Annotated in this window: 21 protein-coding genes, 2 tRNA genes and 1 other RNA gene; 15 read left to right on the top strand and 9 right to left on the bottom strand. The window is 69.0% G+C overall.

Features of this window, described 5'->3' with window-relative positions:
* Positions 1-66 precede the first annotated feature (66 nt).
* A tRNA-Ser gene (locus Raf01_RS31870) sits at positions 67-153 on the top strand.
* 234 nt (positions 154-387) lie between these two features.
* Here the strand turns inward: Raf01_RS31870 and Raf01_RS31865 are convergent.
* Positions 388-903, bottom strand: coding sequence for a hypothetical protein (locus Raf01_RS31865; protein ID WP_203921769.1), 516 nt, complete (start codon positions 901-903; stop codon positions 388-390).
* Positions 904-1734: 831 nt separating this feature from the next.
* On the opposite strand from Raf01_RS31865, the gene Raf01_RS31860 reads away from it, so the two are divergent.
* Both Raf01_RS31860 and Raf01_RS31855 read left to right on the top strand, forming a co-directional pair.
* Entirely contained in the window at positions 1735-2022 is a 288-nt protein-coding gene (locus Raf01_RS31860; RefSeq protein ID WP_203921768.1) for an excisionase family DNA-binding protein, read from the top strand.
* An 81-nt stretch (positions 2023-2103) separates the two neighbouring features.
* Positions 2104-2355: a hypothetical protein gene (locus Raf01_RS31855; protein WP_203921767.1), complete on the top strand. Its 252-nt coding sequence runs from the start codon at positions 2104-2106 to the stop codon at positions 2353-2355.
* A gap of 6 nt (positions 2356-2361) precedes the next feature.
* Here the strand turns inward: Raf01_RS31855 and Raf01_RS31850 are convergent, their stop codons facing one another.
* Both Raf01_RS31850 and Raf01_RS31845 read right to left on the bottom strand, forming a co-directional pair.
* Entirely contained in the window at positions 2362-2916 is a 555-nt protein-coding gene (locus Raf01_RS31850; RefSeq protein ID WP_203921766.1) for a GNAT family N-acetyltransferase, read from the bottom strand.
* Positions 2917-3011: 95 nt separating this feature from the next.
* Positions 3012-3096, bottom strand: a tRNA-Ser gene (locus Raf01_RS31845).
* A gap of 52 nt (positions 3097-3148) precedes the next feature.
* Between Raf01_RS31845 and ffs the strand changes: the two genes are divergently transcribed.
* From ffs to Raf01_RS31800, 9 genes are all read left to right on the top strand, one after another.
* Positions 3149-3243, top strand: an RNA gene (gene ffs, locus Raf01_RS31840) — signal recognition particle sRNA small type.
* A gap of 28 nt (positions 3244-3271) precedes the next feature.
* Positions 3272-5950 carry a DNA polymerase III subunit gamma and tau gene (locus Raf01_RS31835; RefSeq protein ID WP_203921765.1) on the top strand — a complete coding sequence of 893 codons (2679 nt, stop codon included), beginning with the start codon at positions 3272-3274 and terminating at the stop codon, positions 5948-5950.
* 114 nt (positions 5951-6064) lie between these two features.
* The gene (locus Raf01_RS31830; RefSeq protein ID WP_239134098.1) at positions 6065-6385 is read left to right on the top strand and encodes a YbaB/EbfC family nucleoid-associated protein; all 321 of its coding nucleotides are present in this window, start codon (positions 6065-6067) and stop codon (positions 6383-6385) included.
* 10 nt (positions 6386-6395) lie between these two features.
* Positions 6396-6989 carry a recombination mediator RecR gene (gene recR / locus Raf01_RS31825; RefSeq protein WP_203921763.1) on the top strand — a complete coding sequence of 198 codons (594 nt, stop codon included), beginning with the start codon at positions 6396-6398 and terminating at the stop codon, positions 6987-6989.
* A gap of 271 nt (positions 6990-7260) precedes the next feature.
* On the top strand, positions 7261-8319 hold the full coding sequence (locus tag Raf01_RS31820) for an ABC transporter permease (RefSeq protein ID WP_373319628.1): 1059 nt from the start codon (positions 7261-7263) through the stop codon (positions 8317-8319).
* 85 nt (positions 8320-8404) lie between these two features.
* Positions 8405-10165 (top strand): ABC transporter substrate-binding protein, encoded by a 1761-nt coding sequence (locus tag Raf01_RS31815; protein WP_203921762.1) that lies wholly within the window; start codon positions 8405-8407, stop codon positions 10163-10165.
* Between the two features lie 102 nt (positions 10166-10267).
* Positions 10268-11269, top strand: coding sequence for an ABC transporter permease (locus Raf01_RS31810; protein WP_203921761.1), 1002 nt, complete (start codon positions 10268-10270; stop codon positions 11267-11269).
* 100 nt (positions 11270-11369) lie between these two features.
* Complete coding sequence (locus tag Raf01_RS31805; RefSeq protein WP_203921795.1) at positions 11370-12416, top strand: ABC transporter ATP-binding protein; 1047 nt, start codon at positions 11370-11372, stop codon at positions 12414-12416.
* Positions 12417-12426: 10 nt separating this feature from the next.
* A complete protein-coding gene (locus Raf01_RS31800; protein ID WP_203921760.1) occupies positions 12427-13485 on the top strand; it encodes an ABC transporter ATP-binding protein in 1059 nt (352 codons plus the stop codon).
* An 88-nt stretch (positions 13486-13573) separates the two neighbouring features.
* On the opposite strand, the gene Raf01_RS31795 is transcribed toward Raf01_RS31800, so the two are convergent.
* Both Raf01_RS31795 and Raf01_RS31790 read right to left on the bottom strand, forming a co-directional pair.
* Positions 13574-13834 carry a hypothetical protein gene (locus Raf01_RS31795; RefSeq protein WP_203921759.1) on the bottom strand — a complete coding sequence of 87 codons (261 nt, stop codon included), beginning with the start codon at positions 13832-13834 and terminating at the stop codon, positions 13574-13576.
* Positions 13825-14472, bottom strand: a complete 648-nt coding sequence (locus Raf01_RS31790; RefSeq protein ID WP_203921758.1) for an HNH endonuclease family protein — start codon at positions 14470-14472, stop codon at positions 13825-13827. Before Raf01_RS31790 ends, Raf01_RS31795 begins: the two co-directional genes overlap by 10 nt.
* A gap of 49 nt (positions 14473-14521) precedes the next feature.
* On the opposite strand from Raf01_RS31790, the gene Raf01_RS31785 reads away from it, so the two are divergent.
* Positions 14522-15985 (top strand): MFS transporter, encoded by a 1464-nt coding sequence (locus Raf01_RS31785; protein WP_203921757.1) that lies wholly within the window; start codon positions 14522-14524, stop codon positions 15983-15985.
* On the opposite strand, the gene leuA is transcribed toward Raf01_RS31785, so the two are convergent.
* Both leuA and Raf01_RS31775 read right to left on the bottom strand, forming a co-directional pair.
* Entirely contained in the window at positions 15972-17651 is a 1680-nt protein-coding gene (leuA, locus tag Raf01_RS31780; protein WP_239134096.1) for a 2-isopropylmalate synthase, read from the bottom strand. The genes Raf01_RS31785 and leuA overlap by 14 nt on opposite strands.
* 391 nt (positions 17652-18042) lie before the next feature.
* On the bottom strand, positions 18043-18798 hold the full coding sequence (locus tag Raf01_RS31775) for a hypothetical protein (RefSeq protein WP_239134088.1): 756 nt from the start codon (positions 18796-18798) through the stop codon (positions 18043-18045).
* 175 nt (positions 18799-18973) lie between these two features.
* Between Raf01_RS31775 and Raf01_RS31770 the strand changes: the two genes are divergently transcribed.
* Both Raf01_RS31770 and Raf01_RS31765 read left to right on the top strand, forming a co-directional pair.
* On the top strand, positions 18974-20239 hold the full coding sequence (locus Raf01_RS31770; RefSeq protein ID WP_203921755.1) for an aspartate kinase: 1266 nt from the start codon (positions 18974-18976) through the stop codon (positions 20237-20239).
* 4 nt (positions 20240-20243) lie between these two features.
* Positions 20244-21314, top strand: coding sequence for an aspartate-semialdehyde dehydrogenase (locus Raf01_RS31765; protein ID WP_203921754.1), 1071 nt, complete (start codon positions 20244-20246; stop codon positions 21312-21314).
* 352 nt (positions 21315-21666) lie between these two features.
* On the opposite strand, the gene Raf01_RS31760 is transcribed toward Raf01_RS31765, so the two are convergent.
* Both Raf01_RS31760 and Raf01_RS31755 read right to left on the bottom strand, forming a co-directional pair.
* Positions 21667-23124 (bottom strand): GGDEF domain-containing protein, encoded by a 1458-nt coding sequence (locus Raf01_RS31760; protein WP_203921753.1) that lies wholly within the window; start codon positions 23122-23124, stop codon positions 21667-21669.
* Between the two features lie 205 nt (positions 23125-23329).
* Positions 23330-24385, bottom strand: coding sequence for an LLM class flavin-dependent oxidoreductase (locus Raf01_RS31755; protein WP_203921752.1), 1056 nt, complete (start codon positions 24383-24385; stop codon positions 23330-23332).
* Positions 24386-24429 lie beyond the last annotated feature (44 nt).

Here is a 24429-nt window from a genome sequence, read left to right as displayed (position 1 = left end):
ATCCTGCCAGGCGCCGGCCCGATACCGCGGGGACACCGGGGGGTTGCGTCCGGTACCCTTCTCGGCGGTGGCGTGTCCGAGTGGCCTAAGGAGCACGCCTCGAAAGCGTGTGAGGGTTTACGCCCTCCCGGGGTTCGAATCCCCGCGCCACCGCTCTACCAGGCCAAACGCCCGACCGGGCAGCGACGTTCCGGTCGGGCGTTTGGCTTTCGCCTGCCGTCCCGCCTCAGTTGTCGGCTGCAGCCGCCGCAGGAGAGGAATTGGTCAGAAAAACTTGATCTAGGGATGCCGCCCAACGAGCTGGCCGTTTACACCCGGTCGCGGTCCTGCGGCCCCGAGCCGATCTCGTTCTTGGTTCGGTAGCGTGGGATGCGCCCGCTCGTGGAACTACTCCTTCGGCTGTGCCTTTTGGCTGAGTTCATTACCCTGAGGATCTACATAAACTCTTCGAGCCGAACTGCCGGTAGTGGCCCGTCCTGCTCGCTCCGCTTCTCGCCTTTCGCTGCCCGCTCCCGGTACGCCGATAGTGATGCCGACTCGCGAGAATAGATCCTTGGTGAACTCCACCTCGAGTTCTCCCAGGCTCTTGCTAAGAACTGCTTTATCCTCGGATGAAACGAATGGGCTGTTGAGCCTTTCTGTCACATCCTTGCGAAGCTCGCTTAGCGCTCGTTTCTTCAGAAGTCGATCGGCCTTCCCATTGACATACAGGAGCACCGCCCCAAGCACAAAGGTAACTGTGGGGGAGACATAGAGAAGGGCGGCGCTGACGGTCGCATGTTCCGGAGTCAGGGAATGTGCAAAGACGGCAAGTCCTGTTCCGCCGCTAAGGCCAGCAGCCTTAGAGAAAGTCGAGCCGGCGGAGCGGTCTTTGTCTCTCTTGGCTCCGGAAGCACCGCTCATTTTGCTGCCTCCCGCGTGCTCTGCGCCTGCTGCGGGAGGGCTGTACCAGGGGAGTCTTTGCGAGACGCCGGCGCTTCATCTCTATTGGCCGCGAGAAGCTCTATGATCTTGTCGGTGTCCGCCGCTGATAAGGAGCTTAATGCGACCTCGACCTTCGAGTCTCCGGACTTGACCGTGATCGCGACTTGTCGCACGTGCCGAGCCGCCCACAGCTTCACTGCGGCTAAAGCGGCGCTTGCGACTGCGGGCACAGTGCCGGCAACTGCAACCAAGATCGGAAGGAGATCCACGAAATTTAGGTTACCGACTTTGCTGGCATGGGTGAAGCGAGAGCGCATACGCCATGCGCTCCGTATTGATCGACGATCATTTAATCGACTCCGCCGAACAGATGCTCGGGTTCGTCGAGATTGGTGAGGCCACTATCCATCGATCGGGCATGCAGCAAGCGCGGTCATCAGTGCTGAGTTTGACATGGACAGAGCACGTTCTTCCCGCCTAAGTCGCCCAATGTGCCGAACCTTGATCAGTGTCTGCGGCTGTCTTACTGCTTGGCGCTCGTGCGCTCATTGAGAGGAGTTCGACTCGGGCGCGTATGCCAGAGTAAGTCGCCCGCGTGGTTCGCCATGTTCGTCGCGCTTCTGCTGGCAGATGCTAATAGTCTGCGGCCAACGACGGAGTCTGGACCACCCATGCTTCCCGGGCTGCCCGTCCTAGTGCGTTCACGGCGGACTGTGGCGGTAGTGTGACGTGTGTCATCCCCGGGCAGGGGAAAGCGACGATCCGCTTCGTCGACGACGCCGGGAGTGGCTGATCGTGCCGAGGGAGGCCATGGAACTGTTGGCCCGGGTTCTGGCGCACATGGCCAGCGGACACGGGGTGTCCGCCGTCCCCGCGCACGCGGAGCTGACCACCCAGCAGGCCGCTGATCTGCTGAACGTATCCAGGCCGTACCTCATCGGCCTGCTCGACGCCGATGAGATCGAATACCGCAAGGTCGGTACCCATCGACGCATCCAGGCGGGCTCGCTCCTGGCCTATAAGCACCAGGACGACGCCCGTCGGCGGGAGGCCGCCGACGAGTTGGCCGTGCTAGCCCAAGACCTCGACGTGGACTGATGCATGGCAGAAGCAGACGAGGTACCTGGGGCACCTAGCGGCACCCTGCCCGTACTGTCGGCCGGTCAGACTGAGCGCTTGATGCCCGTACCGTGGAGTCTCGTCCGTGTCGAGGACGGCGGGCGCCGGATCGTCATCAGCGTGGCCGCGGCCCCCGGCTCCGTCAAAGGCGTACGGATCGCGGAGACTCCGTCGGACGTGACGCTCACCGTCTACCGCACCCCGCCACCGGGCGGGTTCCGCACGTTGATCATGGTGCGCGCGATCTCTGCCGTGGAGCTTGACCCGCCGCTGGGCACCCGGCGCCTGAGGGGAGCCGAGGGCGACCGCTGACGCCGTTCAGGCCGCCGCCGGGCGGCTCTTCGCGTACACGTAGGCAGGCCCGGCGTCGGACGGGTCGTCGGAGTCCAGTTGACCCGCCCACAGCCGGACGTACCCGGCCCGCTCCAGTGCCCGCCACGACGCCCGGTTCGCCTGCTGTACGGCGACCGCCACGGCGTCGGCCGTCGGGTACCGCGAAAAGGTCTGGTCCGTGAACGACGCGATGACGGCCGACCCGATCCCCTTGCCGACCAGCGCCGGATCGCCCACGAAGTAGTCGATCCCGGCCGACCGGTCCGCCCGCACCCCGGCCGCCGCCATCGCCCGCGCCCAGCCGGCGTCATCGCCGATCAGATAACGCTGGATGAGCCCGATCGGCCGACCCTCGATCTCGATCGCGAAGACCTCGGTCGGATCGTCGCCGGTGATGCACGGCAGGTACTCGGCCTCGACGTCGGTGAGGTCGCTGGACGTCTGCCACCAGGCGGCGACGTGGGGCTCGGTCAGCCATCCGGCGATCCGGGGCAGGTCGTCGCGCGTGATGGGGCGGAGGGACACGTCCAAAGCGGCCACGACCGCAGTCTCACATGGGCCGGCAACCGCCGCGAAGATCGACGCCGGGTCGGTCCCTCAGGGGTCCGGCCCGGCGTTCTGGCTGGTCACAGCGGCGGAGGATACGAGATTCGAACTCGTGAGGGATTGCTCCCAACACGCTTTCCAAGCGTGCGCCCTAGGCCTCTAGGCGAATCCTCCGCCGAGAAGGATACCGGTCACCGTCGCCGTCCGCGCACCGGGTATTCTTGTCCAAGCCCCTCGTGCGGCGTACACCTCGTGAACCTCCCCAGGGCCGGAAGGCAGCAAGGATAAGCGGGCTCTGACGGGTGCACGGGGGGCCCTTTTCGTCACACCCGAGGGGTAGCTTGTACTCGTGGCACTGGCGCTCTATCGCAAGTACCGGCCGCGCACGTTTGCCGAGGTCATAGGCCAGGAGCACGTCACCGAACCGTTGATGCAGGCGCTGCGTAGCGGCCGGCTCAACCATGCCTATCTCTTCTCCGGCCCGCGCGGCTGCGGCAAGACCAGCAGCGCCAGGATCCTCGCCCGGTCGCTCAACTGTGAGCGTGGTCCCACTCCCGAGCCGTGCGGCGAGTGCGACTCCTGCGTGGCTCTGGCGCCCGACGGCCCAGGCTCGATCGACGTGATCGAGATCGACGCCGCGTCGCACGGTGGTGTCGACGACGCCCGAGACCTGCGCGAGCGAGCGATCTTCGCGCCCGTTTCCAGCCGGTTCAAGGTCTATGTCATTGATGAGGCCCACATGGTCTCGTCTGCCGGGTTCAATGCACTGCTCAAGCTCGTCGAAGAGCCGCCGGACTACGTCAAGTTCGTGTTCGCGACCACCGAGCCGGAGAAGGTCCTCGGCACCATCAAGTCGCGCACCCACCACTACCCGTTCCGGCTGATCCCGCCCGGCGTGCTGCGGCCCTATCTGGAGCAGTTGTGCGAGTCCGAGGGCGTCCGGGTCGAGCCGGCGGTGTTCCCGCTGGTGGTCCGCGCGGGTGGGGGCTCGGCGCGTGACTCGCTGTCGGTGCTCGACCAGCTGATCGCGGGCGCCGGCTCTGACGGGGTCAGCTACACCGGTGCGGTGGCGCTGCTCGGGGTCACCGACGTCGCGCTGATCGACGAGATGTGCGACGCCTTGGCCGCGGGCGACGGGGCGGCGGCATACGCGACGATCGACCGGGTGGTCGACGCCGGGCACGATCCCCGCCGGTTCGCGTCCGACCTGCTGGAACGCCTGCGCGACCTGATCGTCCTGCAGCAGGTGCCCGACGCGGCGGCCAAGGGACTGATCGACGCGCCGGACGACGACCTGGCCCGGATGGTGGCGCAGGCCGAGCGGTTCGGCCAGGCGACGCTGTCCCGGATGGCCGACATCGTGCACAACGGGCTGACCGAGATGCGCGGCACGACGGCGCCGCGGCTGTTGCTCGAACTGGTCTGCGCCCGGATGCTGCTGCCCGGTGCCGACGACTCCACCGGCGCGCTGCTTCAACGGCTGGAACGGATGGAGCGCCGGCTCACCGCCAGCGGTGACGCGGCGGCGGCCTGGACGGCACCGGTCGCCGCGGTGCCCGTCGCCGGAATACCGGTGGCTGGCGTGCCGGTCGCCGGGACACCGATTGCCGGAGTGTCCGTTGCCGGGGTTCCGGTCGCGACCACCCCGAGCACCGCGGCTTCCGCGCCGCCCGACCCGGCAGTCGAGTCCGCACCCGCCGCACCCGCCATGGGCATGCCGTCTGCGGCGCCGCCTGCCCCACCCGCCGGGGCCGCCGGCGTTGTGACCGCTCCGGTCGCCACGCCGACCGCGCCCGCCGCTCCGGTGGCGGCGGCGCCTGCCGCGGCACCGCCGCTGGCCGCGCCGGCGGTGATCGTGGACGCCGCTCCGGTGTCCCGGTCGGCTCCGGGCGTCATCGACGCCGCCGGGGTGCGCCGGGTCTGGGACGAGGTGCTCGTCCTGGTGGGCCGCAAGAGTAAGAAGGTGGCGGCTTGGGCGCGCGAGGCGACGGTACGCGACGTCGAGGGCGACGTTCTGGTCCTCGTCTTCAAGCACAGCTTCCACGCGACCGCACTGGGCGCCGACCCGTCGCTGGTCGTCGAGGCGGTCTACGAGGTGCTGGGCGGTAAGTGGCAGGTGCGCTGCGAGGTGGCCGACGGTCCGGTCCGCTCGGCGTCAGCCTCGGCCGCCGCCCGGCCCGCACCGGCCCCCCGCCAGGCCGCGAACCGGCCGGCCGGCGCGTCCGCCGAGGCTTCGGCGAGTGCGCGACCGAGCAGCCCGCCGGCCGCCGACGCGGAGTCCGACTGGCCGACGATCGTGCAGCCCGGCGGCCAGAGCGCCGCCGGCGCGTCGGGCACTGCCGGCGAGCCGACCCCGGCCGGTGCGATGGGCGCTGCCGACGGGCCGAGCGCCGACGAGCCGGGTGCCGGCAGGAGCGCCGGTCGACCAGGTGCCGCCGGGGAGCAGGGTGCAGCCGGGAAACCAAGCGCGGCCGGTGGACCCGACTCAGCCGGTGGACCCGGCTCAGCCAATGGAACCGGCTCAGCCAGTGGACCCGGCGCGGCCGATGGCGCCGGCGGGCGGAGTCCGGCCGGTGGCCAGAGTGGCCAGGCCGGGAGCTCCAACCGGAACAACGGCGGCGAGCGCAAGGCCGACGGTGCGCCGACCCGCGCGAGCGGACGGGGCGGAACGGGTTCGCGCACCGCGGCCGACTCCGGCGACCCCCGTTCGGCTGCCCGGGCGGCTGCCGCCGGGCGCGCCGCAAACGGCCGGTCCGGCGCCGCCAAGCGTGGCGCCCAGGACACGCGGGGCGCCGCCGCGCCGGCCGACTCCGGCTGGGACGGCGCGCCGGACGAGCCGCCGTACGATCCCGACTACGACCCGCCGGTCCGCGACGCCCAGACACACGAGGGGTTCGACCCCGGTGACGAACCGCTCGACGACGTCATCGACGAGCAGACCGCCCGCCAGTCCAGCGAGCAGCAGGCGCTGGCGCTGCTGCGGCAGACTCTGGGGGCGGAGAAGATCGGCGAGGTCGACGCCCGTTGACCCCGCGCCCGAAGTGGACGGTCCGGACTGCCCGGGCCGGGTCCGAGGGCTAGGCTTGGCCAGCTGAGGAACCAACGACAGGAGACTCCCGTGCGCCCCGGTGGACAGCCCAACCTGCAGCAGCTGATGAAGCAGGCGCAGAAGATGCAGCAGCAGATGGCCGACGCGCAGGCCGAGCTGGCCGACGCCGAGCTGACCGGCACCGCCGGGGGTGGACTGGTCACGGTCACCATCAAGGGCACCGGCGAGGTGTCCGCCGTGAAGATCGACCCCAAGGCTGTCGACCCGGACGACGTGGAGACCCTGGAAGACCTGGTGCTCGCCGCGCTGCACAACGCCTCCGAGGCGGTACGGGAGCTGACCGAGCAGAAGATGGGCCCGCTCACCGCCGGCCTCGGTGGCATGGGCGGCGGCCTGGGCCTGCCCGGGTTCTGACGGTTCCGCCATGTATGAAGGCGCCATTCAGGACCTGATCGACGAGCTCGGCCGGCTGCCTGGCGTCGGACCAAAGAGTGCCCAGCGCATCGCGTTCCACATCCTGTCGGCCGACCCGACCGACGTGAAACGGCTGGCCGTTGCCCTGCAACGGGTCAAGGAGCAGGTCCGGTTCTGCACCACCTGCTTCAATGTCGCCGAGGCGGAGCAGTGCCGGATCTGCCGCGACCCGCGCCGGCACGACGACGTGCTGTGCGTCGTCGAGGAGCCGAAGGACGTCGTCGCGGTCGAGCGCACGGGCGAGTTCCGTGGCCGGTACCACGTGTTGGGCGGCGCCATCAACCCGCTCGAGGGCATCGGCCCGGATCACCTCAAGATTCGCGAGCTGATGGCCCGGCTCGCCGACGGCTCGGTCAAGGAACTGATCCTGGCGACCGACCCGAACACCGAGGGCGAGGCGACGGCCACCTACCTCGCCCTGCTGGTGAAGCCGATGGGGCTCGCGGTGACCAGGCTGGCGAGCGGTCTGCCGGTCGGTGGCGACCTCGAGTACGCGGACGAAATCACCCTTGGAAGGGCTTTCGAGGGCCGTCGGGCGATCTGAACCCCCAGGCCCACAAGAAGATTTCATCAATGTTGCGAGCCAGGTCACATCTCCATCACGGGGTGGCCTGAACTTGATTACGGGGTCGTCCGGACCTTGACGGCCGTGGTCTTCGGAGACGAAGGTTTCTCTCCACCGACGGTGAAGCCATCACCGTTGATATCGCGTCTCCGTTGGTGACCACAACTCATTAACGGGGTGCGGGGAGTCCACGCGGAAGACAACCCATCGGTTGCCAACTGCCACGGGACCCGGTCAGGCCGGTTCAGCGATGCCCGGCCTCGCTCCGGCGCCGTGCGGCGGCCGGAGAAAGGCAAGACCGCACATGGTGATGGGACCGGAACCGCCTGCTGCCGCTGGATCGACCCTTGTCGCCGACGAGCTACCCGTCGAGTCCGAGGTTCGGGCGATCGAAGGCCGCTCGCTCGGCCGCATCGCGTGGAACCGTTTGAAACGGGACCGGATCGCGATGGCCGGCGGAATTATCGTCATCGTTCTCATCCTCGTCGCCATCTTCGCGCCGGTCCTGGTCAAACTGGTCGCTCATCCGCCGAACGACTTTCACGACGACCTGCTCGATCCCAACCTGGGTGGTCTGCCCAAGGGCCGCTTCGGCGGGATCAGCGGGAGCTACCTCTTCGGGGTCCAGCCCGTCACCGGCCGCGACATGTTCAGCCAGATCGTCTACGGGGCGCGGGTGTCACTGACCGTCGCGTTCCTCGCCGCGCTCGTCGCGGTGCTGATCGGCTCGGTGCTCGGCGTCGCGGCCGGCTACTTCGGCGGTTGGGTGGACGCCGCGATCAGCCGGGTCATGGACCTGCTGCTCGCCTTCCCGCAGTTGTTGTTCGCGATCGCACTGGTCTCCGTGTTGCCGCAGTCGTTGTGGGGATTCGGCGGCACCTTCCTTCGCATGGCCGTCCTCGTGGTGGTCATCGGTTTCTTCGGGTGGCCGTACATCGGCCGCATCGTCCGCGGGCAGGCCCTGTCCCTGCGGGAACGTGAGTTCGTCGAGGCGAGCCGGAGCCTGGGCGCGCGTGGTGGCTACATCCTGTTCCGGGAGTTGCTGCCGAACCTGGTGGCGCCGATTTTGGTGTACACCACGCTGATCATCCCGACGAACATCCTGAACGAGGCTGCGCTCAGCTTCCTGGGCGCCGGAGTCAAGTCTCCAACACCCTCGTGGGGCCGGCTCATGTCGGACGCGGTCAATTACTACCAACCCGATCCGACTTACATGATCGTTCCAGGCGTTGCCATCTTCGTCACCGTCATGGCTTTCAACCTCTTCGGCGACGGGCTGCGCGACGCGCTCGACCCCAGGGCGCATTGAGCGTGCGCGCGCCGGATCGCAGCAACGCACCCGAAGGTTCCGCGCCACCGGTTCGCCGGTGGCACAAGGAGGAGGAAGGGATCCAGTGACAGTGAAGAGAAGGGCGATAGCGGCCGGAGCTGCCGTGCTCGCTATGGCGTTACTGGCCGCCTGTGGCGGCAACAAGGCAACGACGACCACCAACTCCAACACTGGTGCCGGCTTCAACGCGGCGGTCGGCAAGGTGGTGAACCCTTCGACGAAGAAGGGCGGCACCCTGCAGATGTGGAGTTCGCAGGACGCCGACTCGTGGGACCCGGCCATCGGGTACTACGCGTTCGTCTGGGACCTCAACCAGTTGTATACCCGTACCCTGGTCACCTACCCGGCGCAGCCGGGTACCGCGGGCCTCAAGCTCGCGCCCGACCTGGCCTCGGCGATGCCCGACATCACCGACGGCGGCAAGACCTACACGTTCCACCTGCGTAGCGGGATCAAGTTCGACGACGGTACGGCGATCACGTCCAAGGACATCAAGTACGGCATCGAGCGCATCTTCGCGCAGGACGTCCTGCCCGGCGGCCCGATCTACCTGATGGGCCAGCTGGACGAGGGGCAGAACTACCCCGGCCCGTACAAGGACAAGGACCCGGCGGGGCTCAAGAGCATCGAGACCCCCGACGACTCGACCATCATCTTCCACCTCAAGGCGCCGTACGCGGACTTCCCGTACCTGCTCGCGATGCCCGGCGCCGGTCCGGTGCCGCAGGCTCGAGACACCGGCGCCAAGTACGCGCTGAAGCCGGCCTCCTCGGGTCCATACATGTTCCAGTCGTACGAGCCGGGCAAGAGCACGGTGTGGGTGCGCAACCCGAACTGGGACCCGTCGACCGACCCGATCCGCAAGGCGCTGCCCGACAAGATCAACCTGACCATCACGTCGAACGCTGACGACCTGGACAGCCGCCTGATCGCTGGCACCGCGGACATCGACGTCGGCCAGACCGGTGTGCAGTCGGCCGCGCAGATCAAGGTTCTGCAGAACCCGTCGCTGAAGGCGAACACGGACGCTCCGCCGAACGGCTTCATCCGGTACGCGGCGTTCGCCACCACGGTGGCACCGTTCGACAACATCGACTGCCGTAAGGCCGTCATGTACGCCGCCGACCACACCGCGTTGCAGACCGCCCGCGGTGGTCCGATCGGTGGTGGCCCGATCGCGCCGAACATGCTCCCGCCGAACATTCTGGGCTCGGACACCAAGTACGACCCGTACAACATCGTGCAGGGCAAGCCGCAGCTCGACAAGGCGAAGGAAGAGCTGCAGAAGTGCGGCAAGCCGAACGGCTTCAGCACCACGATCGCCGTCCGCAACAACAAGGACAAGGAAATCAAGTCGGCCGAGGCGCTGCAGCAGTCGCTGGCGGCGGTTGGCATCAAGGCCAACATCTACCAGTACGACGGCAAGCTGCTCTCCACCGTCATCGGTGCGCCGGACAACGTGAAGAAGAACGGCTACGGGATCATGATCGCCGGTTGGGGTGCCGACTGGCCGTCGGGCACCGGCTACCTCCAGCCGCTGATCGACCAGACCTTCATCCTGAAGAACGGCAACTACAACTTGCCGGAGATCAAGGACCCGCAGATCCAGTCGCTGTTCCAGCAGACCGCCCTGGAGACCGACCCGACCAAGGCGGCCGCCCTCTACAACCAGATGAACCACATCGTCATGGAGGGTGCGTACTACCTGCCCTTCACGTACGACGCGGCGCTCAACTACCGCAACCCGAGGTTGACCAATGTCTTCGTCAATCAGGCGTGGGGCATGATCGACTTCCAGGCTCTCGGTGTTAGCGACGGTAAGTGAGATTCGCCAGTAACCGGAGCTTGAAGGGCAGGTGAAGGCCGTTCGGCGGCCGACGGCTTCCGCATCTCGCGGGGGTCGCCGGCCGCCGGTGGGCCGAGCGTCGTGTTCAGGTACATCATTAGGCGACTGATCGCCGGGGTGATCACCCTTCTGGTGGTCACGCTCGTCACGTTCGGCATCTTCTTCATGGTGCCCAAGCTCACCGGTACCGACCCGGCGTTGCTGTACACCGGCAAGCAGACCGACAAGGTCGCGATCGAGGGCGCCCGCAAGAAGATGGGCCTGGACAAGCCGGTCATCGAGCAGTACGGACTGTTCGTCAAGGGGCTTGTCGTGGGTCGGGACTACGACGACGGCCCGGACAAGACCCACTGCCCGGCTCCCTGCTTCGGATACTCGTTCAAGAACCAGTTCAACGTGTGGCAGCGGATGCTCAGCGACCTGCCGGTCACCGCGTCACTGGCGGTCGGTGCCGCGGTCATCTGGCTCATCCTGGGAGTCGGGGCCGGCATCATATCCGCGTTACGTAAGGGCCGCGCGATAGACCGGGCAGTGATGACCGGCGCGCTGGCCGGGGTGTCGCTGCCGATCTACTTCACCGGCCTGCTGTCGGCGTCGATCTTCGTCTACACCCTGAATTGGCTACCGAGTCCTGGGTACTCACCGTTCCTCCAGAACCCGCTGACCTGGGCGCAGGGGCTGATCCTTCCGTGGATCACGCTGGCGTTCCTGTTCGCCGCGACGTACGCCCGGTTGACCAGGGCGACGATGCTGGAGACCCTCAGCGAGGACTACATCCGTACGGCGAGGGCCAAGGGCCTGCGGGAACGTACGGTCATCGGCAAGCACGCCCTGCGCTCCACGCTCACCCCGATCACCACGGTTTTCGGCCTCGACCTCGGCGCGCTGCTCGGCGGCGCGGTGCTCACCGAGACGGTGTTCAACCTCAACGGGCTCGGCAAGGACGCGGTCCTCGCGATCAGCACGAGTGACCTGCCCGTGATCCTCGGCGTGACCATGTTCGCGGCGTTCTTCATCGTGCTCGCGAACCTCATCGTCGACGTCCTGTACGGCGTGATCGACCCCCGGGTACGGCTGGCATGACCGCCGCTGGCGACCGTGGAACGACAGGCCAGCAGGCCGTGAGCACCGAGGAGGGGCAGTGACCACCGACAACACCGTGCGGACCAGCCCTGGGCCGACCCTGGCCGGGCCACCGCCTCCGGGATCCGACGTCTTCCTGAGGATCAATGACCTCAGGATCCAGTTCAAGACGGACGACGGCATCGTCAAGGCCGTCGATGGCCTGTCGTTCGGCCTCGGCCGGGGCAAGACCCTGGGCATCGTGGGCGAGTCCGGCTCCGGCAAGAGCGTGACCAGCCTCGGCATCCTCGGGCTGCACCGGGGCCGGGGCCGCAACGCCGACGTCACCGGCGAGATCTGGCTCGACGGCGAGGAGCTGATCTCCACCCCGCAGGAACGGGTACGGCAGCTGCGCGGCCAGAAGATGGCCATGATCTTCCAGGACCCGCTGACCTCGATGCACCCGTACTATTCGATCGGCACCCAGATCGTCGAGGCGTACCGGGTCCACAACGCGGTCTCGAAGAAGGTCGCCCGGCGGCGGGCCATCGAGATGCTCGGCCGGGTTGGCATCCCGCGCCCGGAGCGGCGGGTGGACGACTACCCGCACGAGTTCTCCGGCGGCATGCGGCAGCGGGCGATGATCGCGATGGCGCTGGTCTGCAACCCCGAGCTGCTGATCGCGGACGAGCCGACCACCGCGCTGGACGTGACCGTCCAGGCACAGATCCTCGACCTGATCCGGGACCTGCAGGGCGAGTTCGGATCCGCGGTCATCATCATCACGCACGACCTGGGCGTGGTCGCCGAGCTGGCAGACGACATCCTGGTCATGTACGGAGGCAAGTGCGTCGAGTACGGTCCGGCCGACGAGCTGTTCTGGCGCCCGGAGCACCCGTACACCTGGGGGCTGCTGAGTTCCATGCCCCGGGTGGACCGGGACGTGCGCGATCGGCTCGTACCCATCAAGGGCAGCCCGCCGAGCCTGATCAACCTGCCCAGGGGCTGTGCGTTCCACCCGCGTTGCCCGTACTCCGAGCGGGACGGCATCCCGTGCCGCTCCGTCGTACCCGAACTGGCCGGGGAACAGCAGCACCTGGTGGCCTGCCACCTGCCGGCGGCGCAACGACGCCGGATCTTCTCCGACGACATCGCACCGGCCCTGTAGGGAGTCACCAGTGAGCAATGGAGAAAATCTGCTTGAGGTGACCGGGCTGGAGAAGCACTTCCCGATCACCAAGGGTGCGATCTTCCGGCAGAAGGTCGGCGCGGTGCACGCGGTCGACGGCATCGACTTCGTCGTCCGGTCCGGCGAGACCCTCGGCCTCGTCGGCGAGTCCGGGTGCGGCAAGTCCACGACCGGACGGCTGCTCAGCCGCCTGCTGGAGCCGACCGGCGGCAAGATCATGTTTGAGGGCCGGGACATCACGCACCTGTCGCCGCGCGCGATGCGACCGTTGCGGCGCGACGTACAGATGATCTTCCAGGACCCGTACTCGTCGCTGAACCCGCGCCACACCGTCGGCGCGATCGTCGGCGCGCCGCTGCGGATCCAGGGAGTCCAGACGCCGCAGGGGCGCAAGCGCGCGGTCCAGGAGCTGCTGGAACTGGTCGGGCTCAACCCGGAGCACTACAACCGGTACCCGCACGAGTTCTCCGGCGGGCAGCGCCAGCGGATCGGCATCGCCCGGGCGCTCGCGCTGCGGCCGAAGCTGGTCATCGCGGACGAGCCGGTCTCCGCGCTGGACGTGTCGATCCAGGCCCAGGTGGTGAACCTGCTCGACGACCTACAGAGCGAGCTGGGCCTGACGTACCTGGTCATCGCGCACGACCTGTCGGTGGTACGGCACATCTCCGACCGGGTCGCGGTGATGTACCTGGGGAAGATCGTCGAGGTCGCGCCGCGGGACGACCTGTACGCCCGCCCGCTGCACCCGTACACGGTGGCGTTGCTGTCGGCGGTACCGGTGCCGGACCCGGCCCGTCGCGACAAGGCGCAGCGTGAGCGGATCCTGCTGACCGGCGACGTACCCAGCCCGATCGATCCGCCGTCCGGGTGCCGGTTCCGTACCCGCTGCTGGAAAGCGCAGGAGATCTGCGCCACCACGGAGCCTCCGCTGAACGTCGCGGCGGAGGGGCACCGGGTGGCCTGTCACTTCCCGGTCGAGGACAGCGAGCGGACCGGCCGGGGCGCCCAGGCCGCCCGGGAGGCCGCGGCGGCCGTCGCGGAGGAGTAGACCGCCTCCCGGAAGCGACGGCGGTCACGGGGAGTGGGCCGCCGCCCAGAGGCGGCGGCCGTCGCGGAGGAGCAGACCGCGCGAAGCGTCAGCCCTCGGGCCGGTCCAGTACGCCGAGCATCAGGCGGTGGACCGGTTCGAGGTCGTCGGCGTCGTGCAGGGTGGCGTGGCCGCCCCGGACCACGTACCACTCGTCCGCGTCCTTGTACTGCACCTTCAGCGTCAGGCTCAGGTCGTCGGCCAGCTCGGTGCGCAGCGTCAGTTGGCCGGTGACGACACCGACCTCCTCGGTCCACACGCCGCCCGGCGCGGCCGTGAAGTCACCAGACCGGTGTGAGCTCATGAGCATGTCCCCAACATGTCGGACAGTGCCCCCTTCTCGGCGGACGTCACGGTCAGTTGCCAGTAGTGCTTGACGGTGATCCAGTCGGTCGCGTACGAGCACCAGTAGTTCCGGTCCGGCGGGCGCCACTGCGACGGATCCTGGTCGCCCTTGGACTCGTTCAGCGACGAGGTGACCGCCAGCAGCTGCGGGCGGCTGAGGTCGTTGGCGAACTGCTGCCGCCGCGTGGTGGTCCAGGTCTTGGCGCCCGACTTCCACGCGTTGGCCAGCGGTACCACGTGATCGATCTGGAGCTTCTGCGGATCGGTGTATGCCTTGCCGTCGTACGGGCTGGTCCAGTCCCCGGATGTGATCTTGCACGCGGACGTCGCGTGTACGCCCGTTCCCTGGTGCTCCAGCACCACGTCACGGGTGTCGCAGCCGTGGCCCTGCGAGATCCAGTGCGGGAACTTCTCCCGACTGTAGCCCGACATGGTCAGGCCGCCCGACACGGTCAGCTCGGCCAACTGCTGGCTGGCGGCGGCCGGCGCCGGACCGGGTGAGCCGGTCTCGGAGCCGACCCCACCCTGGTTCAGAACGCTCGGATCGCACCCGACCAGGACACCGAGCGCGAGAAGCGCGATGAAGGCACGGATGGTACGCATGTTCTCAGCTTGAGGGCCACTTGCCGGTCGCGCCACTCGGACGGGCACTATGGTGGTCATGGCTGACGCTCTGCGACTCTCGTCAAGCCGGGGCCGGGGCGCCGTGTTCGCGTCGGTCGTGGCGTCGGGAATGGCTTTCCTCGACAACACGGTCGTCAACGTCGCGCTCCCGCACATCGGTGGTGAGCTGCACGCGAGTGTCGCCGGTCTACAGTGGACAATCAGCGCGTACACGCTCGCGCTGGCCGCGCTCGTCCTGTTCGGCGGCGCCCTCGGCGACCGGTACGGCCGGCGGAAGATCTTCCTCTTCGGTGTGGTCTGGTTCACCCTCGCGTCCGTCCTCTGTGGACTCTCGGTGAATGTGGGCATGCTCACCGCGGCCCGAGCCTTTCAGGGCTGCGGCGCGGCGCTGCTGACGCCGGGCTCGCTGGCGCTGTTGCAGGCGTCGTTCGCGAGCGAGGATCGGGCCCGGGCGATCGGTGCCTGGTCCGGGCTGTCCGGCGTGTCGACCGCGATCGGGCCGTTCCTCGGTGGCTGGCTCATCGACACGCTGTCCTGGCGCTGGATCTTCTTCATCAACGTGCCGCTGGCGGTGCTCGCGATCGTCGCCGCGATGATCTGGGTACCGGAGAGCAGCAACCCGGGTACCGGCCGGTTCGACGTACCCGGCGCCGTTCTCGCCGCGGCCGGCCTGGCCGGCATCACGTACGCGCTGATCCAGGGCGGCACCTGGGCGGCACCGGCCGCAGTGCTGGGAGTGCTGGCGCTGGTCGTGTTCGTCCTCGTCGAGCATCGCCGGGGCGATGCCGCGATGCTGCCGCCCCGGCTGTTCAGCTCCCGCCAGTTCACCGCCATCAACCTGGTCACGTTCTTCATCTACGCCGGCGTCTCCGGGATCAGTTTCTTCCTGATCGTCGAGTTGCAGGTCGCGGCCGGCTATTCGGCGCTGCAGGCCGGGGTGTCGATGCTGCCGATGACGCTGCTGCTGATGGTCGGCTCGTCCCGGGCCGGCGCACTCGGCGCCCGGATCGGCCCGCGCTGGCCGCTGGCGGTCGGCAGCGTGACCGCCGGCGCGGGGATCCTGCTGATGCTGCGCATCGGGCGGCACACCAACTACCTGACCGACGTGCTGCCGGCGGCCATCCTGTTCGGGCTCGGCATGACCCTGGTGGTCGCTCCGCTGACCGCCGCGATCCTGGCCGCCGCGCCGAGCGAGCAGGCCGGCACGGCCAGCGGCGTGAACAACGCCGTCGCCCGGTCCGGCGGGCTGCTCGCCGTCGCCGCCCTGCCGCTCGCGGTCGGCATCACCGGGCGGGAGTACCAGCAGCCCGCCGCCCTGGATCACGGGTTCCACCTGGCGGTGCTGGGCTGCGCCGCCCTGTACGCGGCGGGTGCCCTCATCACGTTGGTACTCGTGAAGAGGGCACCCGATTCCGGCGGCGCGCGACCGGCCCCGAACCCGCCCGAGGCGTCCGTGTCCGGCGGGCGGAACGGCGGGCTCAGCCGCGGTTGACGGCGCTGGCCACCGCGCGCAGCGACGCGGTGACGATGTTCTCGTCCATGGCCACGCCCCACCGGGTCTCGCCGTTCACGTCGCACTCCACGTACGCCGCGGCCCTCGCGTCGCCGCCGGACGTCAGCGCGTGCTCGGCGTAGTCCAGTACCCGCACCGAGATGTCCATGGTGGACAGTGCGTGGACGAACGCGTCGATCGGCCCGTTGCCGACGCCGGTGAGGTCGCGTCGCGTGCCGTCCACCACGACGGCGAGGTTGAGTTCGACCTTTCCGTCCACGGTGGACGTCGAGTACGTCGAGACGTCGACCCGCGGCGATGCCGGGCGCAGGTACGTCGCGGAGAAGATGTCCCACATCTGCTCCGGCATGACCTCGCCGCCCTCGTCGTCGGTGTGCCGCTGGACCACACCGGAGAACTCGATCTGCAGCCGGCGGGGCAGTTCCAGCTGGTGCTCGGTGCGCATGATGTACGCGACGCCGCCCTTGCCGGACTGCGAGTTGACCCGGATCACCGCCTCGTACGTGCGGCCGACGTCCTTCGGGTCGATCGGCAGGTACGGCACGCCCCAGGTGAACGCGTCGACCTCCACGCCCGCGTCGGCGGCGTCCCGGGTCAGCCAGTCCAGGCCCTTGTTGATGGCGTCCTGGTGGGAGCCGGAGAACGCGGTGTAGACCAGGTCGCCCGCGTACGGGTGCCGCTCGTGTACGGGTAGCTGGTTGCAGTACTCGACGGTGCGGCGGATCTCGTCGATCTGCCGGAAGTCGATCTGCGGATCGATGCCCTGGCTGAACAGGTTCAGGCCCAGCGTGACCAGGTCCACGTTGCCGGTGCGCTCGCCGTTGCCGAACAGGCAGCCCTCGATCCGGTCGGCGCCGGCCATCAGGCCCAGTTCCGCGGCGGCCACCGCGCACCCGCGGTCGTTGTGCGGGTGCAGGCTCAGTACGACCGAGTCCCGCCGGGGCAGGTTGCGGTGCATCCACTCGATGGAGTCGGCGTACACGTTCGGGGTGGCCATCTCGACGGTCGCCGGCAGGTTGACGATCAGCGGCCGGTCCGGGGTCGGATCGATCACGTCGATGACCGCGGAGCAGATCTCCAGCGCGTACTCCAGCTCGGTGCCGGTGTAGCTCTCCGGCGAGTACTCGTAGAAGATGTCCGTGTCCGGGGTGTGGATCTCCTGGTACTTCTTGCACAGCCGGGCCGCGCTGGTGGCGATGTCGGTGATCCCGTCCTTGTCCAGGCCGAAGACCACCCGGCGCTGGAGCACCGAGGTCGAGTTGTAGATGTGCACGATCGCCCGCTTGGCGCCGCGCAGCGACTCGAAGGTCCGGTCGATCAGGTGTTCCCGGCACTGGGTCAGCACCTGGATGGTCACGTCGTCCGGGATCAGGTCCTGCTCGATGAGCTGGCGGACGAAGTCGAAGTCGGTCTGGCTCGCAGCCGGGAAACCGACCTCGATCTCCTTGTATCCCATCTGTACCAGCAGGGTGAACATCCGCCGCTTGCGCTCGGGGGACATCGGGTCGATCAGCGCCTGGTTGCCGTCGCGCAGGTCGACGGCGCACCACCGGGGCGCTGCCTCGATCCGCCGGGACGGCCACTGCCGGTCCGGCAGGTCGATCGTGAACTGCTGGTGGTACGGCTGGTAGCGGCCGAACGGCATGGCGCTGGGCCGCTGGCGAGCGATGGGATTGCCGGTCACGTCTCCGGCGGTCGCGGTGCTGGCGGTCGCGGTGCTGCGAGTGATCGTGTCGTCAGTCATGTCGGAAGCTCCAAAGCCGGGAGGAAGTGACCGGCTGGGCCCGCATGATCAGTCAGGCGAGGGCGCGCGCCAACTCCGCGACGGGGTGCCGGTCGGATGGAGCCCCGCCGCGGCACCCAAGAAGAAGCACCCGCGACATAACACCGGACACTGTACGCCTCGATCAGCCCACCGACGCCCGGCTCCCGGGATCTGAGAAGCCGGTTCACCCGTGCGGGTGCCGCGCCGGCCTGTTGTCGGCTCCGCGGGCGCCGACTCCGGTGAGCCGTCCGCGTCGGCCCCGGCCGGGGCCTTATTGCGTACCGGCCGATGCTGGCGTGGTGGGCGACGGAGAGGTGGTCGGGAGGGGGGCTCCGGCCACGACCGGGGCCGGCAGCGTGATCGCCGGCGGTGCCGGGGCCGGCGCGCCGGTCAACGTGAGCGTGCCCAGTGCCAGGGCCGCGGCGGTCAGCGTGCCGTCGGCGTCGTAGCAGTAGATCCCGGCGTCCACCGGTGGAGTCAGGGCCGCCGAGTTGGGCTCGACCGAGAAGCACTGGCCGGCGGCGCCCTTCAGGGTCGCGTTGTTGACCGCGATGGCCTGATCGCGATCGGTGAGGATGGGCAGCCAGCTGGTGAACAGGTACTGCACCCGGGGATCGTTCTTGGCCGGCAGGGTACCGGTGGGGTCCGCCACCCGTACACAGCCCGGGGCGATGCCCGGCGTGGTGCCCAGGGCGCACTGATACAGCCCGGCCGGGGTGTCGGCCACCGCCACGTCGGCGGTGCCGCCCAGGGCCCCGCCGGGTACCGTGACCAGCCACGATCCGTCGGCCGCCACGGTCACCGTGACAGTACGGACCGGCCGGCCCCGGGTGGTCAGCGTGTACCTCGCCACGTACCGCTTGTCCTGGGCCGTGGCGACCCGGGCGGCCAGCTGCCCCCACGGGTCGGTAGGCCCGGTCGGCCCCGCGCTGGGGCTGGGGTCCACCGGCGGCGGCATGCTGGTGCAGCCGGTCGTCAATAGCACGCCGACCAGGACGATTGCGGCGGTTCCGGCTCTGGATCGCACCGAGTCATTGTGGGTCACACAACGGCCGGATCGTGGGATCGACTCTCCAAGGTGGCGCGGCGCGCCGGTACCCTGGGTGCTGTCCCACTAGCGCCGCCGGCCTGACCAGGCCCGTCGCCCCCGCGACGGCCGCAGTGACCGGCGGCGTCGTCGCGATGGAGGAGGAGTCGCTGGCGTGGCGCTCATGGTGCAGAAGTACGGCGGCTCATCGGTAGCGGACGCCGAGCGCATCAAGCGGGTAGCCGAACGGATCGTGGCGAGCCGAAAGGCCGGCAACGATGTCGTCGTGATCGTCTCGGCGATGGGTGACACCACCGACGAACTGCTTGACCTCGCCCACCAGGTCAGCCCGCTCCCGCCGGGTCGGGAGCTGGACATGCTGCTCACCTCGGGTGAGCGCATCTCGATGGCGCTGCTGGCGATGGCTATTCACAACCTGGGGTATGAAGCCAGGTCATACACGGGCTCACAGGCCGGGGTGATCACTACCTCGGCACATGGCAAGGCGCGGATCATCGACGTCACCCCGGGCCGGCTGCGCAGCGCGCTGGACGAAGGCGCCATCGCGATCGTCGCCGGATTCCAAGGCGTGTCGCAGGACACGAAGGACATCACCACGCTGGGCCGGGGCGGTTCGGACACCACCGCGGTGGCGGTGGCGGCGGCCCTGCGCGCCGACTGCTGCGAGATCTACACCGACGTGGACGGCGTGTTCACCGCCGACCCGCGGATCGTGCCGAACGCCCGGCGGATTTCCCAGATCACCTACGAGGAGATGCTGGAGCTGGCCGCCTGCGGTGCCAAGGTACTGATGCTGCGTTGCGTAGAGTATGCACGGCGTTACGGCATGCCGATCCACGTCCGCTCGTCGTATTCGAACAAGCCGGGGACCATCGTCACTGGCTCGATGGAGGATCTTCCAGTGGAGCAAGCACTGATCACCGGCGTCGCGCACGACCGCGACGAGGCCAAGATCACCATTGTCGGGGTCCCCGACGAGCCGGGCGAGGCGGCCCATCTCTTCGAGACCGTCGCGCTCGCCGAGACGAACATCGACATGATCGTGCAGAACGTGTCGACCGAGGGCACCGGCCGCACCGACATCTCGTTCACGCTTCCCAAGAGCGACGGGCCGGCGGCGATGGCGGCGCTCGGCAAGGTCCAGGAGAAGGTCGGCTTCAAGGGCTTGCTCTTTGATGATCACGTAGGCAAGGTGTCCCTTATCGGCGCCGGGATGCGCTCGAACCCCGGCGTCGCCGCGAAGTTCTTCGCCGCGCTGGCCGAGGCGAGCGTCAACATCGAGATGATCTCCACGTCCGAGATCCGGGTTTCGGTGGTCTGCCGAGACACTGATCTGGACGCCGCGGTCGTCGCCGTACATGATGCATTTGACCTCGGTGGCGACGAGGAAGCCGTGGTCTACGGCGGGACCGGGAGGTAGCGAGATGGCCGATAGGGATCTGCCGAGCCTGGCCGTTGTCGGGGCGACCGGAGCGGTCGGCGCCGTGATGTGCGACCTGCTGTCCTCCCGCAAGAACATGTGGGGCGAGATCCGGTTGATCGCCTCGGCTCGCTCCGCCGGGAAGAAGATCATGGTGCGCGGCGAGGAGCTGACCGTACACGCGCTGGCACCCGAGGCGTTCGACGGCATCGACGTCGCGATGTTCGACGTACCCGACGAGGTCTCCCTGGAGTGGGGTCCGATCGCGGCGGCCCGGGGGGCGGTCGTGGTGGACAACTCCGGCGCCTTCCGGATGGATCCCGACGTGCCGCTGGTGGTGCCGGAGATTAACCCGGAGCAGGTGCGCAACCGCCCCAAGGGGATCATCGCGAACCCCAACTGCACCACGCTCACCATGATCGTCGCGCTGTCGCCGCTGCACCACGAGTACGGCCTCCGCGAGCTGACGGTCGCCTCGTACCAGGCCGTGTCCGGCGCCGGCAAGGTCGGCATCGACACCCTGCTCGGCCAGATCGACAAGGTCTCCGGGGACCACAACCTCGGATCCCGGTCCGGCAACGTCCGGCGGGCGGTCGGCGACGACCTCGGCCCGTTCCCCGCGCCGTTGGCGCTCAACGTGGTGCCCTGGGCCGGATCGCTGAAGGACAACGGCTGGTCGTCCGAGGAGCTGAAGGTCCGCAACGAGTCCCGGAAGATCCTCGGCCTGCCCGACCTCAAGGTGTCCGCGACCTGTGTCCGGGTAGCGGTCATCACCGGGCACTCGGCCGCCGTCCACGCGGTGTTCGCCACCGAGGTGGACGCCGAGGGCGCCCGGGAAGCGCTCCGCCACGCGCCGGGCGTGATCCTGGTCGACGACCCGGCCGCCGGCGAGTTCCCGATGCCCATCGACGCGGTCGGCACGGATCCGTGCTGGGTCGGCCGGATCCGCAAGTCGCTGGACGATCCCCGGGCCCTGGACCTGTTTGTGACCGGCGACAACCTGCGTAAGGGCGCTGCCCTCAACACCGCGCAGATCGCCGAGGTTCTCGCCGCGGAGTTCGTCCCGGCGCACTGAGCATTCACCCCTCCTTCCGCACACAACGTGCGGCCATCGGGTGGCCCCGGGCGATCCCCTGGGAGTCCGGTGGCCGCACGTCGGAAGGGCGGGGATAGGGCAACAACCGGCGGGGGCAACGACAAAGTCCCCGCCGCACCGGGGTGCGACGGGGACCTACGTGCGCTGATGTGCCGGTCGCCTCTCGGCGAGTGGCGCGACGCGGCTCCAGCCGTACGGTATTCCGCGAGGGCAATTTAGGTGAGGCCCGGGGACACGGAGCACACCAGCGATGGGTACAACGCGAGGTCGGGGCCTGGGCATTTCGTGACCTGGAGCACAGCCGGTGCCGCTCGGGCGTGCGTGGGCGGAGTCAGGCTACGCCGGAGGTGGGCCGGTTCGAGGCAGCCACCCGGACGCTGTCCCGACCGGTACGTTTCGCCTCGTAGAGGGCCTGATCGGCGCGGCGCAGGGTGTCCGCCGCCGACTCTGCCGCCGCCTGGAGCGCCACTCCCACGCTGATCGTGCGGCCCTGCCGCCGGGCCGCCTGGGCCAGCCGCTCCGCGATCATGCGGGCCTCCTCCGGCCGCTTCACCTCGATCACCGCCGCGAACTCGTCGCCGCCGATCCGGTACAGCTCGTCGCCGCTGCGCAGGGTCGCGAGCAGGGTACGGGCGAGGTCCACCAGGGCCCGGTCACCGGCCTGGTGCCCGTACTCGTCGTTGAGCTGCTTGAACCGGTCGATGTCGATGGCCAGCAAGGCGGTACGACCCGGTGTCGCCCGAGCCAGCCGCTCCCCGAACGGGCCGTAGTGCCGCAGCCCGGTGAGCGGGTCCGAACTGGCCTTCTCGGACAGCCGGCGGAGTGTCTCCAGCCGGTCCAGGCTGGTCCAGGCGTGAGCCGCGAGCAGTTCCAGGAGGTTGGGGATCGCCGGATCGGGGCGGATGGCACGCTCGTCGACCACGAGCAGGACGCCCCCGGCCGAGCGCGGGTCGGCATCCGCGTCCCGGCCGGGCCCGACCGGTACCGAGATCATCGTCCGTACCCCGATCGAGGTGAGCTGCTCGAACCCGTGAGCGCCGAACTGGGACGGGTCACCGAGCGTGTACCCCGACCCGTGCCGGCGCGCCCGTACCGTGAACTGGCTCAGCACCTCCGGTCCGAGCGCGGCGAGCCGGTCGCCGAGCGCGGTCGGGTTGCGGTCGTCGAGCAGCGCCCGGGCCCCGGCCCGGCCGGGCAGCAGGACCGCCGGGGTCGACAGCCCGGACACCTCGCGGGCGGCGACCAGCGAGCGGTGCAGCAACTGGCGCTCGTCCCGCGCGGTACCGAAGCTCAGTGCGTGCCGCAGCAGCTTCTCGCTGTCCGATTCGGTGGGCGGACCTCCCAGCGCCGAGATCCGGGCCCCGATGCGGGCGGCGACCGCCTCGACGACCGGCAGCCACAGGTCGATGTCGACCGGCGTGCGCCACTCCACGTTGAAGGCTCCGCCGGTGGTACCACCGGGGCCCGGGATCGGCGCGCAGATCTCGACCGCCACCGGGGGGCCGAGTGAGACATAGTCGGCGTCGGCGGACACATCGGTCAGGACGGCCCTCCGTCCCGTCCGGTAGACCCGCCCGGCGACCCCGGAATCGAACGGGAGCGTGGAGTACACGTGCCAGGAGCCGGCCGCGGCGGCGCACCGGAGATGGTCCTGGACCGGCAGCAACACAGCGATCATCGCCGGGGTGTGCGCAGCGAATACCTCTACGGCGCGCTCGCATGCCTCGGTGACCGACGCGGCGTCGTCGAGGGCGCTGGTGACGCCCTCTAGGAGCTGGTCGAGGGGCACGTCACCAGTCCAGATATCGGAGGAACCGGCGCGTGCCGGTTCCGCTGGGTCAAGGCCGCCGACCTGCCGGCGGCCGCAACCTACGGTACCCCTCCGGTCTTGGAGCGCAGGGTGACTCCGGGCGGTACCGCCGCAGGTGAGCGCCGTTTCCGGGTCTGTCTCGGCGGGATGGTCCGCCTCGCCGGGATGGTCGGCCTCGCCGGGATCAGGCACCGGCTCCGGCCGGCTCCTCCGCCAGGAGCTGCCGTACCCGGGGCACGACCTCCTCGCCGTACAGGCGCAGCGAGGTCATCATCTTCTCGTGCGGCAGCGTCCCGGAGCTGTACTTGAACTCGAAGCGGTCGACGCCGAGAGTCCGGACGGTATTCGCGATCTTGGCGGCCACCGTCTCCGGGGAGCCGACATAGAGCGAACCCTCGTCGGCCTCCGCGTCGAAGCGGTGCTTGTTCGTCGGACCCCAGCCGCGCTCACGACCGATCCGGTCGTGCATCGCCCGGTAGTGGGGCCACAGCTCCTCGCGGGCCTGTTCGTCGGTCTCGGCGACGTGGCCCGGGGAGTGCACCCCGATCGGCAGCCGCTCGACCTTCAGCTGGGTGAGAGCGCGGTGGTACAGGTCGACGTACGGCGCGAAGCGCGCCGGCTGGCCGCCGATGATCGCGAGCATGAGCGGCATCCGGTACCGGGCCGCGCGGACCACCGACTCGGGGCTGCCGCCGACACCGACCCAGGTGCGGATCCGGCCGGACTCGGTCTTCGGGTAGACCTGCTGGTTGTCCAGACCCGCGCGCAGCCGGCCCTGCCAGGTGACCGGGCCCTCGTCGAGCAGGTGGGAGAACAGGTCCAGCTTCTCCTCGAACAGCTCCTCGTACTGCGCCAGGTCGTACCCGAACAGCGGGAACGACTCGGTGAACGAACCGCGGCCGAGGATGATCTCCGCGCGCCCGCGGGACACCGCGTCCAGGGTCGCGAACTTCTCGTACACGCGTACCGGATCGTCCGAGCTGAGCACGGTCACCGCGGTGGTCAGCCGGATCCGCTCGGTACGGGCGGCGATCGCGGCCAGTACCACCTCGGGCGCGGAGATCGCGAAGTCGTCCCGGTGGTGCTCCCCGACCCCGATGGCGTCGATCCCCAGGCTGTCGGCGAGTACGGCCTCCTCGACAACGTTCCGGATCACCTGCGGGTACGGCAGCCGGTGCCCGTCGGCGTCCTTGGTGACGTCCCCGAACGTGTCGATGGCGAACTCAAGCGGTGCGGACATCTCCGGTCCTTTCCCTGCGGCGCGATCAGTAGACGCGAACCGTG

It is taken from the genome of Rugosimonospora africana (genome assembly GCF_016862975.1).
GTDB classification, from domain to species: Bacteria; Actinomycetota; Actinomycetes; order Mycobacteriales; family Micromonosporaceae; genus Rugosimonospora; species Rugosimonospora africana.
Note: the sequence above shows the minus strand (reverse complement) of the source record. Positions and strands in the feature narration are given on the sequence as shown.